The following is a 13,783-nucleotide window of genomic DNA, read 5'->3' as shown; positions in this document are numbered from 1 at the left end:
GCAGAATCAAACGGCCGGAAGGGGGCGCGGCCCGACGGGAGGGAGAAGCGATGCCTGCGAGCATCCTCGAGGAGGTCGACGATCTCCTCGATGTGGCACAGACACGTAGAAGAGCCACTCTCCTCGGCTGTCCTTCCTGCGGATCGGTCCACGTCGCCCAGGTCCTCGGCGACAACGGCGGGATCTCCTACGTGTGCACGGCCTGCGGCCACAGCTGGAGCTGATCGATGGGTGCACACAGGCGGAAGTGCGATTGGTGCGGCAGTGGTACGCCGATCGTCCGCGACATGGAGCCGGTCAACCACGACTACCAGTACTGGTGCGAGGAGTGCGCGCGGGCGCTGATCATAAAAGGCGACCCGATCGAGACGTACCGCGAGCTGGAGGGCGAGCCGATCTACGGCCGGCTCCTCGACGAGCACTGCACGCTCAAACGGTTCTACACGTTCGCCACAGCCTGACCCCGATCAGGGTCAGGAAGACGAGACCGGCTCCTTCGTAGAGGGCCGACAAGGTCAACTGGGCGCCCGTCTGTTGCAGTTCGAGCCGTCCCGGGCCGTGTGGCACCCACCACAGCGCGTACGAGCAGAAGACCAGCGACGTACCCGCGGCGGTCACCAGTGCCGTACTGACGGCGGTCACCTGTGCCGAGCCGACGGTGGCCGCCCTGCCGCGCGTGCCGAGGATCAGCACCATCGGCACGCACCACACCCAGTGGTGCGACCACGACACCGGACTGATCAGCAGCGCCGTGACCGCGCAGGCGGCCACCGCCCAGGCGCGCCGCCCGCGCAGCTCCGCCGCCACGGCGACACCGAGGCCCAGGGAGCCTGCCACGGCCGCCGCGGCGACCCACCAGAGGCCTGGCTGGGTGGTGTGCAGCAGCCGGGCCAGTACCCCGCGCAGCGACTGGTTCGCGGTGTCCTCCACGAGCCCGACCCGACCCGTCTCGAAGACCATGCGGCTCCAGAAGCGCCATGAGTCGTAGGGCAGGGCGGAGGCCGCCAGCAGGGTTGCCCCGGCGAACGCGACGGCCGCCCCGCGCGCGTGCCGCAGCCAGGGGCCTGCGGAGCCCCGCCGTGCGTAGGCCGCGACACCGGTGACCAGCAGGAACACCGCGAAGAGCGCCGGTGTCAGCTTGATCGCCGCCGCGAGCCCGATGCCCACTCCGGCCCACCGGTGCCAGGGCCGCCGCGTCAGGTCCCACAGCACCAGCACGCCGAGCAGCAGATTGATCTGCCCGTACCGCACGGTCGTCCACACCGGCTCGCACCACACGGCCGCCGCGGACGCCCACCAGACACCCTCCACGCGCGCGTGGTCGACGAGCCGTAGCGAGAGGGCCACGAACACCACAAGAAGGGCCAGATTTCCGGCCGTCGCGAGAGCCCGCATGGTCGACGCGTCCAGCAGCGTCAGCGGCGTGAACAGCAGCGCCGCGAACGGCGGGTAGGTGGTCGGCAGATGGGCCTCGGTCGTACGCAGCGCGTAGAGGTCGCCGCCCGCGCGGACGGTCTCACCCTCCGCCCGGTACACCATCAGGTCGATCATCGACACGTGCGCGGCCCGCTGTGCCCACCAGAAGGCGGCGAAGGACAACAGGCACGCCCCCAGGGCGACGGGCGCACGGCGGCGGACACGGGGGAGCGCGATCACGGTCACGAAGGCCGACACTATCCCTCATGTCCGCATTGTCCGCACGGCGCGGAATCGATTTGGTGGTCCACGGGGAGGACCGTGTAATGTTGGCGTCGCCGCCGGGGAAACCGGGCGACACGGTCGATATGCGGCTTCGCCGCATGGCCACAAGGGGCTATAGCTCAGTTGGTAGAGCGCCTGCATGGCATGCAGGAGGTCAGGAGTTCAATTCTCCTTAGCTCCACACATATTGAAGGCGGGTCACCCAATCAGGGTGACCCGCCTTCGTCGTGTTCAGCGGCCGCTGCCGAGCGCCCGACGACCACGGCGCTGGGAGAGGACCGGAAGGTTGTTGCGTGCCGGGGCGGAGGAGCGGGTGTCCTCCTCGATGCGCAGGGCGAGCGCCGGGCAGCGGCGTACGGCCCGCAGCGCCTTCGCCTCCGCGTACCGGGGCACCTGGGCCTGCGCGACGGTGGGGAAGCCGTCGGCGCCCAGTTCGAAGACCTCGGGCAGGATGTCCGCGCACAGGCCGTGACCGCGGCACAGTGTCCAGTCGACGTAGATCTTCTGGCGGCTGGGGCCGGCCTCCTCGACCGCCTGGCCGCCGGGGATGCCGGTGGGCAGCTGGCCGCCCTCGAAGAGCGGCAGAACGCCCTCCACGGGCCTTCCGCAGCCATTGCCGAGGACATGGGCGGCCAGGTCGTCCGTGAAGGCCTTGATGGTCGACTCGATGAACATTGCCGAGCCGTCGGGGTGCGAGCAGGCGCCGCGTCTCTTCACGGCCTTGGCGACCTGCTTCACGGCCTCCAGGGCGGCCGGTCCGCCGCCGTTGAGGATGTCCTCCAGGCCGCGCGCCGCGGCGGGCAGGCCGAGGTAGCAGGGACCGCACTGTCCCGCGCTCTCCTCCGCCAGCCACTGGGCCACCCGGAGGGACTCGCCCAGCGGGCAGGTCTCCTGGGTGATCGGGAGGATCGCGCCGGCGCCGAGCGCGCCGCCCACCGCGTCCAGGGAGTTGCGCGAGACGATCGCCTCGTTGACCGTCGCCGCGTCCAGCCACTTGCCGTGGTAGCCGCCGGTCAGTACGCCCTGCGGCATCGGCGGGGCGCCGGCCAGCTGGAGCACGTAACGCAGCGGCACGCCGGTGGGGACCTCGATCACCATGGGGCGGGCGACCGCCCCGGAGATGGTGAGCATGACGGTGCCGGGCTCGTCGTACAGACCGGTGTTGCGGTAGCGGTCGGGGCCGATACGGGCGGCGATGGCCAGCTGCGCGTACGTCTCGGCGTTCGACAGCAGGGTGGGCGCGCCGCCGACACCGCTCTGCGACGCGCTGATCTTGCGGCCCGGCGGGATGGCCGGGCCGCCGTCGATGGAGCGGATGAGCGAAGCGGCCGCTCCGGTCACCATCCGCACCGGATTGCGCTGCACGCGCGCGCGGAGCGGCGATCCGCGCCGGTCGCTGAGGCCGCGCTCGGCCAGCGCGGCCTCCATGGACCGCTGGGTCGACTCGCGGGTCACCCCGATGACCAGGGTGCGGGCACCCATGGCCTCCGCGGCGAGCAGGGCGCCGTCCAGGATGAGGTGTGGGGCACGGTTGATGAGCACCGTGTCCTTGCGGCAGGCCGGTTCGTCCTCACTTCCATTGACGACCACGACGGGTCGGATGCCCTTGCTGATGGCCGACTCGGCGACCGAGCGCAGTTTCTTGGCGAAGGGGAAGCCCGCGCCGCCGCGGCCCTTCAGACCGATCGCCTCGGCGAGGCCCGCGAGCTGTTCACCGCCCATCGGCTCGAGCGGCCCGTGCACCTTGAGGTGCATGGGCAGATCGAGCCGCTCAACCAGGTCGAAGCCCGACGTGAGCTGCGGAAGCCCGACGACGCGGACCTCCGGGACGTCGGGCAGGGCCTCGTTCACTTAAAGCCTCCGGAAGGGGCGTTCCATGGTTCACCGGAGCCAGGAGCGTCGAAGGCGCCCGGCAGTACGTCAGTCGTGGGACCGCTGTCGTACGTGTCGTTGGTGTTGTACGTACCGAAGGCGGGGTTCGTCTCACCGTTGTTGTACACATCACTCGTGCCGTACCCACCGGTGGCCGAATTGTCATAGACGGGGATGTTGTATCCCGTGTCGGCGAGCGGGTCGTACGCGGAGCGGGGCGCCTCGCCGACCGGCGGCGGCGAGGGGATGGGCCAGCTGCCCGACGTGCTGCCACCGGCGTCGGCGCGGGGGAACGTCTCCGTCGGCTGCATGTTCATGGGCATCTGGACGCGCTCGGTCGGGGCCGCGCCGGCGGGGTTCGCGCCGGGCGTGCCCGAGACGGCCCGGTAGGCGGCCGCGAAACCGGACGTGGCGTCCGCGGCGGCGGCGGGGTCGGCCGGGGTCTGGTACAGCGACTGCTCGGGGGACGGCGTGCGCTGCGGGGGTACGAAGGGGGCGCCCGAGGACTGCTGCGCGGAGCGCGGGGCGAAGCCCTGCAGGGAGTTCTCCGACAGGGCGGCACGGGATGCCGTCAGGTCCTCGCGGGCCATGCGGCCACCGGCGCCGCCGCCCTCGCCGAGGATCGCCAGGATGCGGTCGGCGACCTTGCGCTTGAAGGGGTGGGGAGCCGCACGCAGGGCGAGGGCCCCGCCGACCGCGACCAGGCACAGCTCGTACGACACCATGAAGAACGGCTTCGCCGCCCGTCCTGCGAAGAGACCATGGATCAGCGCCGCGCACAGGGCCGGGTACGCCAGCATGTGCATCGCGCGCCAGCGTGCCGCGACCGGGGCCGGGGCCGCGAACTGGTTGCGCAGTGCGCCGGTGATACCCACGAAGATCATGAGCAGGCCGGCCAGGGAGCCGAGGCCGATGAGTCCGGCGCTGCCCTTGACGCCCAGGCTGAAGGGGATCAGCGCGGCGATCAGGACGGTGTGGTCCAGTGCCAGTTTGATGGTGATGTGCACCAAGAGGAACGCGATCGAGCCGACGGCCGTCACCCGGTGGACGCCCTGTGCCACGATCCGCTGACGCGTGTTGAGGATGAGCCGGTCCTGGGCGATGAGGCCCCAGATGACTGAGCAGGTGAGGGAGACGAGCGACAGGACGCCCGCACCGAAGTTGAGGAAGTCCTGGACTTGGTTGCCTCCGGCCAGCACGACCACGGGTATGAGCAGCAGGACGGCAGCCGTCGCCATCCCGTAGACCGAGCGGCCCGGTCGGGGAAGCGTGCTGCCACTGCGACGAGGGTTCATAGGGGGTTACTCCCAACGGTTCGGGGAAGCGGTCCCGAAGCCGAACTCTAAGTCGAGCCATACCGATGGGTACGAGGTTTGAGTTATTGCGTTGTTACCAAAGTGCGGCCAGGTCCTTGTGTTGTCCCGTAGCGTCCCCTTACGCGAAGTAATATTTGAATATTGTTCAGTTTTTTTGACGTGATTGTGACGAGCGGCACGGCGTGTCCGGCCCCGTCCAAAGCTCGTCGCGGCGCGCGCGGGGGCTGCGGTACCCTGACGCCATGCGTGCCGTACGCCTTCTGCTTAGTGAGCCGCGCTGATCAGTCCCGACCACTGACGACCCGTGGTCGGCATCGGCGCGGCGTCCCCTCCTGTGCGAGGGGATTTTTCATTTCCAAGCCGCTGGCAGAGACGATCGATGGAGCTTTGAGGATCATGAGCGAGACGAACCCCGCTGCCGCCTCCGAGGTGGCAGCGCCGCACCGCTACACGGCCGCGATGGCCGCTGAGATCGAGGCACGCTGGCAGGACTTCTGGGACGCCGAGGGCACGTACGAGGCGCCGAACCCCAGCGGTGACCTGGCGGGCGATCCCGAGTTGGCCGCCAAGCCCAAGAAGTTCATCATGGACATGTTCCCGTACCCCTCGGGAGCGGGTCTGCACGTCGGCCACCCCCTGGGCTACATCGCCACCGATGTATTCGCCCGGTTCCAGCGCATGACGGGCCACAACGTCCTGCACACCCTGGGCTTTGACGCCTTCGGTCTGCCCGCCGAGCAGTACGCCGTGCAGACGGGCACCCACCCGCGCGTGTCCACCGAGGCCAACATCGAGAACATGAAGGCCCAGCTGCGCGCGCTGGGCCTGGGTCACGACAAGCGCCGGTCGTTCGCCACGATCGACCCGGGGTACTACAAGTGGACCCAGTGGATCTTCCTGCAGATCTTCAACTCCTGGTACGACGACGAGGCGGACAAGGCCCGTCCGATCTCCGTGCTGATCGCCCAGTTCGAGAGCGGCGAGCGCGCCGTACCGAGCGTTGACGGCGCCACGCGCGCGTGGAACGAGCTGACCGCCACCGAGCGCGCCGACGTCCTGAGCGAGTACCGGCTGGCGTACGCCTCCGACGCGCCCGTCAACTGGTCCCCCGGGCTGGGCACGGTGCTGGCCAACGAGGAGGTCACCGCCGACGGCCGCTCCGAGCGCGGGAACTTCCCCGTCTTCAAGGCCAAGCTGCGCCAGTGGAACATGCGCATCACGGCGTACGCCGACCGGCTGCTGGACGACCTGGAGGCGCTGGACTGGCCCGAGGCGATCAAGCTGCAGCAGCGCAACTGGATCGGCCGCTCCGAGGGTGCCCGCGTCGACTTCCCGATCGACGGCGAAGCCATCACGGTCTTCACCACGCGCCCGGACACTCTGTTCGGCGCCACCTACATGGTGCTGGCGCCCGAGCACCCGCTGGTCGACAAGTTCGTCCCCGAAGCCTGGCCCGAGGGCAGCCACGAGGCGTGGACCGGCGGTCACGCCACGCCCGCCGAGGCCGTCGCCGCCTACCGCGTGCAGGCCGCCTCGAAGTCCGACGTCGAACGGCAGGCCGAGGCCAAGGACAAGACCGGTGTCTTCACCGGCGCCTACGCGACCAACCCGGTCAACGGCGAGCAGGTCCCGGTCTTCATCGCCGACTACGTCCTGATGGGCTACGGCACCGGCGCGATCATGGCCGTCCCGGCGGGCGACCAGCGCGACTTCGAGTTCGCGCGCGCCTTCGAGCTGCCGATCCGCTGCATCGTCGAGCCGACCGACGGCCGCGGCACCGACACGTCGACGTGGGAGAGCGCCTTCGGGGCGTACGACGCGAAGATCATCAACTCTTCCAACGACGACATCTCGCTGGACGGCCTGGCGGTGGCCGAGGCGAAGGAGCGCATCACCGAGTGGCTGGCACGCAAGGGCATCGGTGAGGGCACCGTCAACTTCCGTCTGCGCGACTGGCTGTTCAGCCGCCAGCGCTACTGGGGCGAGCCCTTCCCGATCGTCTACGACGAGGACGGCGTCGCGCACGCGCTGCCCGAGTCGATGCTGCCCCTGGAGCTGCCGGAGGTCGAGGACTACTCGCCGCGCACCTTCGACCCGGACGACGCGAACACCTCTCCCGAGACGCCGCTGTCCCGCAACGAGGACTGGGTCAACGTCACCCTGGACCTGGGCGACGGCCGCGGCCCGCAGAAGTACCGCCGCGAGACCAACACCATGCCCAACTGGGCCGGTTCCTGCTGGTACGAGCTGCGCTACCTGGACCCGCACAACGACCAGAAGCTGGTCGACCCGGCCATCGAGCAGTACTGGATGGGCCCGCGCGAGGGCCAGCCGCACGGTGGCGTCGACCTGTACGTCGGCGGCGCCGAGCACGCCGTGCTGCACCTGCTGTACGCGCGCTTCTGGTCGAAGGTGCTGTACGACCTGGGGTATGTCTCCTCGGTCGAGCCGTTCCACAAGCTGTTCAACCAGGGCATGATCCAGGCCTTCGTGTACCGCGACAGCCGTGGCATCGCCGTGCCGGCCGCCGAGGTGGAGGAGCGCGACGGCGCGTACTACTACCAGGGCGAGAGGGTCTCCCGACTGCTGGGCAAGATGGGCAAGTCCCTGAAGAACGCGGTCACTCCGGACGAGATCTGCGCCGAGTACGGCGCGGACACCCTGCGCCTGTACGAGATGGCGATGGGTCCCCTGGACGTGTCGCGGCCGTGGGACACGCGCGCGGTGGTGGGCCAGTACCGGCTGCTGCAGCGGCTGTGGCGCAACGTCGTCGACGAGACCACGGGCGAGGTCACGGTCGTCGACACCCCGGCCGACGAGGACACCCTGCGGGCACTGCACAAGGCGATCGACGGCGTGCGCCAGGACCTGGAGGGCCTGCGCTTCAACACCGCCATCGCCAAGGTCACCGAGCTGAACAACCACCTGACCAAGGTCGGCGGCCCCGTGTCGCGCACGGTCGCCGAGCCCCTGGTGCTGCTGGTCGCGCCGCTGGCCCCGCACATCGCCGAGGAACTGTGGCGCAAGCTGGGCCACACCGACTCGATCGTCCACCAGGACTTCCCGGTGGCCGACCCGGCGTACGTCGTGGACGAGGCCGTGACCTGCGTCGTGCAGATCAAGGGCAAGGTCAAGGCACGCCTGGAGGTCTCCCCGTCGATCTCCGACGCGGACCTGGAGAAGATCGCGCTGGCCGACGAGAAGGTCGTCGCCGCGCTGGACGGCGCGGGCATCCGCAAGGTGATCGTGCGGGCGCCGAAGCTGGTGAACATCGTCACGGCGTAGCCGCTTGCCCCGGTCCGGCACGGATGGGTGGCTTGGCTAGGGGTAGTCCCCTACGGGCAGGTTCGGGGTTCTTCTGGAACTCCGGACCTGCCCGTTGCGTTTACCGTTGAAGAGCGACGCGGCGGCTGCCGCGGCCGTCCGAGGAGGAGGAGCGTGGTGGAAGTCGTGATCACAGTGATCGCCCTGCTCTTCCTGCTGTTCGCGGTGCTGGGCGCATACGCCACCGTGAAGGTGGTCGGCGCCGCCAAGCGCGGTGTGGACCGCACGATCTCCCAGGCCCGCCGCACGGTCGAGGACACCACCCTGCGTGCCAAGACCTTCGCTCAGCCGGGCCCGGCGGGGCAGATCGCCCAGCTGAGGCTGACGCTGCGCACCTCGATGCGGGCCACGCAGGACGCGCTGCACTCGGGCGTGGCCGAGGACGAGTCCCTGAAGGAGTCCCTGGGGCTGTTCGAGCGGCTCAGCGTGCACGGGCGCGAGCTGGACGACGAGCTGAGGCGCCTGGAGAGCGAACCGGACAAGAGGACGCTCTCCACGCGGCTGCCCGAGCTGCGCGAGCGCACCGAACGGATCACGCAGTCCGCGGACTCGCTGCGCTGGGCCGCGCGCGACCGGGCCCGCAGGTTCGCCTCCGACGACCTGGATTCGCTGAGTGAGCAGATCGACGTGGAGGCGGGCGCCCTGCGGCACTGGACGACCGAGCCGGGACCCACCGCCTCCTGGCCCGAGGCACCGGCACCGGACACGGCCACTTCCAGCGGCCAGACCTGGCCGGAGCCCCCGCGGTCCCGCCCGGCCGACGAGCCGCCGCGCTCCGCGATCACCCCGCCGGTACAACGACCCACCTACCCCTGGCAGAAGAAACCCCGTCCCGAGAGCACGACTTGACCCGACCTAGACCGCAGGTGAAAGGGGCCGGGCTGCCGTCCGCGCTCCCCGGCAGGTAACCTCCAGCTCATGTCCCGCCATGTCGCGATCGTCACCGATTCCACGGCCTACTTGCCGCCCCGGACGATGGAGCGCCACGGCATCACCGCGGTGCCCCTGACCGTCGTTCTCGGCAATGAGGCGCTCGAAGAGGGCACCGAGATCTCGGCCCGCTCCCTGGCGCAGGCACTTCAGAAGCGGCGCTCCGTCACCACGTCCCGGCCCAGCCCCGAGGTCTTCGCCGCGGCCTACCGCAGGGTCGCCGAGTCGGGCGCGACCGACATCGTCTCGCTCCACCTGTCCGCCGAGCTCTCCGGCACCTACGACGCCGCCGTCCTCGCGGCCCGTGAGGCCCCGGTCCCCGTGCGGGTGGTGGACACCGGGATGATCGCGATGGCCCTCGGGTTCTGCGCACTGGCCGCGGCCGAGTCCGCGGAGGCGGGGGGCACCGTCGACGAGGCGGTCACGGCCGCGGAGAAGCGGGCCGCCGGCACCTATGCGTACTTCTACGTCGACACGCTCGACTATCTGCGTCGCGGCGGCCGGATCGGTGCCGCACAGGCGCTGTTGGGCTCCGCGCTCGCGGTGAAGCCGCTGCTCCAGCTCGACGGAGGGCGGATCGAACTCCTGGAGAAGGTACGGACGGCGTCCAAGGCGATCGCCCGGCTCGAGGAGATCGTGGCCGAACGGGCGGGCAGTGCCCAGGTCGACATCGCCGTCCACCATCTCGCCGCTCCCGAGCGGGCGTCCGCTCTCGCGGACCGGTTGCGGGCGCGGGTGCCGGGCGTTGTCGATCTGCATGTGAGCGAGGTCGGTGCGGTGATCGGGGCGCACACGGGTCCCGGGCTGCTGGGAGCGGTCGTCTCGCCTCGATGAGGCTGAGGAGTCCGGTGGTGGCGGGGCGGGGGCGCCTGCGTCTGGTGGGACTACTGCGTCTGCTGGGCCTGGTGTGACTCGTGTGGGTGACGGAGTTATCCACAACTGGGTAGTTTTCCCCGGGATTTGAGCAAGATCATCGCGAGAGCTGCGAGTTGCCCGATCCTCGACGCATGGCACTTCGATCACGCTCACGCACCGCCACACCGACCAGCGGCCCGGGCCGCGGCCCCGTCTCCGACGGCCGCACCCGCCATCGCCGCCATCGCTCGCCAAGCCGCGCAGGAGCAGGAGTTGGTACCAGCGCAGGTACAGGTACAGGTACAGGTACAGGTACAGACACAGACACAGATACAGGCGCCCGCGCCCGACGCCGCGATGCCTCGGCCGAGGCGCTCCGCCTGCGCGCGCAGGCACTCTTCTCCGAAAGGCCCAGCGCACGAGGAGAGTTGAGGGACGGGTCGCCGGGCGTGGACCGGGATGTGGGAGGCCCGAGGGGGAGCACCTCGGTGGGGGTCGGGGCCGCCGTCGTTCGGGGAAGTGGCGGCTCTGCGCCCACCGGGGTCCTGGACCGTGACGAACCGGGCCCGAGCCCAGGTGTGCCGGCGCGTGCGGGCGACCATGCCGAGCATGGCGCTCCCGCTCCCGGGGCATCGGCGGCATGGCGAGAGCGGGCCGGGCTTGCCGTGAGGGAGCGGATGCCGCTGTGGCTGCAGTCGAGGTGCGGTCTGGAGCGCAGGAGCGTGACCGCACTCGGTGTGCTGCTCGTTGTCGCCGTGGTCTTCGCCGTGCAGCAGTTCTGGGGTGGCCGGACGCAGTCGGTGCGGGCTCCCGAGGTGGTGCGGGCAACGGCGCCGTACGGCGGGCAGAGTGGCGTGGTGGAGCGGAAGTCGGCGGAGCCGGGAGGCGCAGCCGGGGCGCCGCCGAGCCCGGCTGGTTCGGCCGGTTCGACCGGGCCCGCGATCGTGGTGGACGTCAGCGGCAAGGTGCGCAGTCCTGGGCTGCAACGACTGCCGGCCGGGTCGCGGGTCGAGGACGCGCTGCGGGCCGCGGGTGGGGTGCGGCCGGGTGCGAACACCGAGGGGCTCAACCGGGCCCGCCTCCTGGTGGACGGCGAACAGGTCCTGGTGGGCGTCCCCGTCGCCGTGACTGGACCGGTCATGGGCGGCGGCTCCAGTGCCACAGGGATCGGCGGGTCCGCTTCAGGAGCGGCTCCTTCGGCTCCCGTCTCCCTCAACACGGCCACCGTGGACCAGCTCGACACCCTGCCGGGCGTCGGTCCCGTTCTCGCCCAGCACATCATCGACTACCGCTCCCAGCACGGCGGCTTCCGCTCGGTCGACGAGCTCCGCGAGGTCAATGGCATCGGCGATCCGAGATGTCAATGCTAATCTACGAACATGACTCCAAGCCGCGCCGTACTCCTCCTGCGCATCAGCTACCGCAAGGCCGAAGAAGAGGCTGAAGATGATGGCGACGAGACCGCGATCGAGCGCGTACACAAGATCTCCAAAGGGATCGGCCGCCAGGAAGAGGACGGCCGCGCCCTCGCCAAGCGCCTCGGCTGGACGATCGTCAAGGTGATCCCCGAGGACGACACCTCCGCCTTCAAGAGGCGACAGATCAAACTTCCCGACGGGACCACAGCCCTGCGCACCCTCCGGCCGGGATTCCGTGCAGCCCTCGAAGGCCTCGCCTCCGGTGAGTTCGACGGCCTGATTGCCGACGACCTTGACCGCGTCGCCCGCGACCCCCGCGACCTCGAGGACCTCATCGACGTCGTCGAGTCCCGCCGGCCGCGTATCCCTGTGGAGTCCGTCACCGGCTCGCTGCGCCTGGCCAACGACGCAGACGTCACGATGGCCCGGGTCATGGTCGCCGTCGCCAACAAGTCCAGTCGCGATACCGCACGTCGCGTCGCCCGCAAGCACGAGGAGTTGGCTTCCGAGGGCAAGCCGGGAGGCGGCGGGTTCCGTGGGTACGGCTTCACGAGGGAAGGCCACCAGGTCGTCGAGGACGAGGCCCGCATCCTGCGCGAGATCGGCGCTCGGATCCTCGGCGACTGGGACGGCTGGACCGGGGAGCAGAGGGCGGACATCGACCCGGAGATGGGGGAGTCCCTCTACTCGATCACCGCCGATTTGGAGCGGCGCAAGATCCCGACCGCGACGGGTGTCCCGTGGACTCCTCGCAGCGTGGGCTCGGTCGTCTCGAAGGCCTCCGTGGCAGGCCTGCGCTCCCACAAGGGCGAGGTCATCGGCAAGGCTGTGTGGGACGCGATCATCCCGGAGGAGCGCTGGAAGCTGATCTCTGAGCGGCTGGCCATGCGCGCGGGCGACACGGACCTCACGCTGCAGCGGTGGCTCAACGGCGTACTGTGCTGCTCCAAGTGCGGACACCTGATGACCGGAAGCCACGGCAACGGCGGCCCCCGCTACTGGTGCGAGCCCAAGAGCGGCGGCTGCGGGAAGATGGCTGTGAAGGCCTCGTTCGTGGAGGACGAGGTGGAGCGCCAGGTCCTCGAGCTGCTGGGCAAGCCGCGCATCCTGGAGCAGCTGCGGACGGTCGCCGACACTGAGACGTCGGACGAGGCGCGCGCCGAGCTGGCCGCGGATGAGGCGCAGTTGAAGGAGATGGCCGGCGCGTACGCCCGCCGGGAGGTGACGTTCCCGGAGTACAAGGAAGCGCGCGGGATCATCGAGAAGCGGATCAAGGAGTCGCGGGCGCTGCTGGTTTCGCGGGCGCCGCGGGTGCTGCGGAAGCTTCTCGCTGGCGATGTGGCAGCGGGCTGGGAGGCTCTGGCTCCGGTGGACAAGCGTGAGGTGATCCTCGCTCTGGTGCCGGGGTACGACGTGCTGCCGCATGACCGGTCCAAGGGGAACAAGTTCGACCCCGGGCGACTGGTGCCGAGGGCCTGATCTCGATGCATGGGACGGCACCAAAGATGAGGGGCAGACACCCGTAAGAGTGTCTGCCCCTTCCTACTGTCCAGGGTCCGCGTCCGCCTGTTTCAGGCGTCCGGCGGGACCTTCCTGCTCGATGCGGTACAGCACAAGCCGCGGGCCAGGCTCGGCGCCAGCTCGCCCTTTCGCGCCCGGGCCGAGCCATCCATCCTTGCGGGCCCGAGTGACCCACGTGCGGAGCGTCTCCTCGGGCCTCCCGAAGCGTTCCGCCATGCGTTTCATGGCGCCAGCTGGCGTACCGGGTGCGGTCTCTTCCAGGTATGCCGTCGCGACTTGCCGCAGTAGATCAGAAGTAATCGGCGCCCTTCCGCCTCGTCGCGGCGCCTTCTCGTCACTCTCGCCGAATAGACCCTTCGCGGGCTCCTCGCCCAGGATCGCCCTCGTGCCCTCCCTGCGGGCTGTCTCCCATGCAGCATTCAAGCGGACGGCGGCGAGTACCTCGCCGATCGGAACCTTGCGGAGCAAGCCACCCGTGACGCCGCTGGAAGTGGCCCCGGGTGTGATCTCCAGTCGCGAGATAACCAGGCCCTGAGAGCCTCGGGTGACATCGCCGAAAGCTGACCAGTCTTCGCCCTCGGGGGCGTAGCTGAAGTGTGCGACCACCTCGGCGGGCGCGTCGTCCGCGGGGTGGTACAGCCGCACGGGCAGGGCCTGCGAAGCCGCGTCGAGAGTCGCTTCGATGCGGCGCAGCGCTTCGGTCTGCTGCTTGCTGGCGAAGCCGCCAGCTGGCCGTGAGGGCTTGGGTGTCTCGGGGGTGGTCACTTGATGAGCATCCCAACCAGCGCAATTGCTAGTCAACATGCCAGCCCGGCAGGTGGCTCAAAACAAGCGACCAACCATCTT

Annotated in this window: 11 protein-coding genes and 1 tRNA gene; 8 read left to right on the top strand and 4 right to left on the bottom strand. The window is 69.8% G+C overall.

Annotated features, from left to right (window positions below; all coding sequences use genetic code 11):
* The first annotated feature begins 50 nt into the window (after nucleotides 1–50).
* On the top strand, nucleotides 51–224 hold the full coding sequence (locus OG798_RS20625) for a hypothetical protein (RefSeq protein ID WP_101896762.1): 174 nt from the start codon (nucleotides 51–53) through the stop codon (nucleotides 222–224).
* Nucleotides 225–227: 3 nt separating this feature from the next.
* Entirely contained in the window at nucleotides 228–461 is a 234-nt protein-coding gene (locus OG798_RS20620) for a hypothetical protein (protein ID WP_054231942.1), read from the top strand.
* On the opposite strand, the gene OG798_RS20615 is transcribed toward OG798_RS20620, so the two are convergent.
* Nucleotides 430–1,662 carry a glycosyltransferase 87 family protein gene (locus OG798_RS20615; protein WP_267061744.1) on the bottom strand — a complete coding sequence of 411 codons (1,233 nt, stop codon included), beginning with the start codon at nucleotides 1,660–1,662 and terminating at the stop codon, nucleotides 430–432. The two genes, OG798_RS20620 and OG798_RS20615, sit on opposite strands and share 32 nt — an antisense overlap.
* Nucleotides 1,663–1,809: 147 nt before the next feature.
* Here OG798_RS20615 and OG798_RS20610 point away from each other — a divergent pair.
* Nucleotides 1,810–1,882 (top strand) — tRNA-Ala (locus tag OG798_RS20610).
* A gap of 50 nt (nucleotides 1,883–1,932) precedes the next feature.
* Here the strand turns inward: OG798_RS20610 and OG798_RS20605 are convergent.
* A complete protein-coding gene (locus tag OG798_RS20605) occupies nucleotides 1,933–3,552 on the bottom strand; it encodes an NADH-quinone oxidoreductase subunit NuoF family protein (RefSeq protein WP_067370006.1) in 1,620 nt (539 codons plus the stop codon).
* Nucleotides 3,549–4,868 carry a cytochrome b/b6 domain-containing protein gene (locus tag OG798_RS20600; protein ID WP_267061743.1) on the bottom strand — a complete coding sequence of 440 codons (1,320 nt, stop codon included), beginning with the start codon at nucleotides 4,866–4,868 and terminating at the stop codon, nucleotides 3,549–3,551. The genes OG798_RS20605 and OG798_RS20600 overlap by 4 nt, the downstream gene beginning before the upstream one ends.
* A 417-nt stretch (nucleotides 4,869–5,285) precedes the next feature.
* Between OG798_RS20600 and leuS the strand changes: the two genes are divergently transcribed.
* From leuS to OG798_RS20575, 5 genes are all read left to right on the top strand, one after another.
* Nucleotides 5,286–8,174 (top strand): leucine--tRNA ligase, encoded by a 2,889-nt coding sequence (leuS, locus tag OG798_RS20595; protein WP_121416166.1) that lies wholly within the window; start codon nucleotides 5,286–5,288, stop codon nucleotides 8,172–8,174.
* Nucleotides 8,175–8,330: 156 nt separating this feature from the next.
* Nucleotides 8,331–9,062, top strand: coding sequence for a hypothetical protein (locus OG798_RS20590; protein WP_267063826.1), 732 nt, complete (start codon nucleotides 8,331–8,333; stop codon nucleotides 9,060–9,062).
* A gap of 69 nt (nucleotides 9,063–9,131) precedes the next feature.
* Entirely contained in the window at nucleotides 9,132–9,977 is an 846-nt protein-coding gene (locus OG798_RS20585; protein ID WP_095854724.1) for a DegV family protein, read from the top strand.
* Nucleotides 9,978–10,720: 743 nt separating this feature from the next.
* Nucleotides 10,721–11,368, top strand: a complete 648-nt coding sequence (locus tag OG798_RS56575) for a helix-hairpin-helix domain-containing protein (protein WP_443053798.1) — start codon at nucleotides 10,721–10,723, stop codon at nucleotides 11,366–11,368.
* A gap of 9 nt (nucleotides 11,369–11,377) precedes the next feature.
* Entirely contained in the window at nucleotides 11,378–12,895 is a 1,518-nt protein-coding gene (locus OG798_RS20575; RefSeq protein ID WP_328757493.1) for a recombinase family protein, read from the top strand.
* A 63-nt stretch (nucleotides 12,896–12,958) separates the two neighbouring features.
* Here the strand turns inward: OG798_RS20575 and OG798_RS20570 are convergent, their stop codons facing one another.
* Complete coding sequence (locus OG798_RS20570; RefSeq protein WP_328757492.1) at nucleotides 12,959–13,702, bottom strand: hypothetical protein; 744 nt, start codon at nucleotides 13,700–13,702, stop codon at nucleotides 12,959–12,961.
* Nucleotides 13,703–13,783 lie beyond the last annotated feature (81 nt).

Source organism: Streptomyces sp. NBC_00271 (genome assembly GCF_036178845.1).
In the GTDB taxonomy this organism is placed as follows: Bacteria; Actinomycetota; Actinomycetes; order Streptomycetales; family Streptomycetaceae; genus Streptomyces.
The sequence above is the reverse complement of the archived record's forward strand: the minus strand, read 5'-3'. Positions and strand labels throughout refer to the sequence as shown.

Coding starts and splice junctions, on each gene's coding strand:
- OG798_RS20620 (WP_054231942.1), top strand. CDS start 228: ATGGGTGCACACAGGCGGAAGTGCGATTGGTGCGGCAGTGGTACGCCG.
- leuS (WP_121416166.1), top strand. CDS start 5,286: ATGAGCGAGACGAACCCCGCTGCCGCCTCCGAGGTGGCAGCGCCGCAC.
- OG798_RS20625 (WP_101896762.1), top strand. CDS start 51: ATGCCTGCGAGCATCCTCGAGGAGGTCGACGATCTCCTCGATGTGGCA.
- OG798_RS20585 (WP_095854724.1), top strand. CDS start 9,132: ATGTCCCGCCATGTCGCGATCGTCACCGATTCCACGGCCTACTTGCCG.
- OG798_RS20600 (WP_267061743.1), bottom strand. CDS start 4,868: ATGAACCCTCGTCGCAGTGGCAGCACGCTTCCCCGACCGGGCCGCTCG.
- OG798_RS20575 (WP_328757493.1), top strand. CDS start 11,378: ATGACTCCAAGCCGCGCCGTACTCCTCCTGCGCATCAGCTACCGCAAG.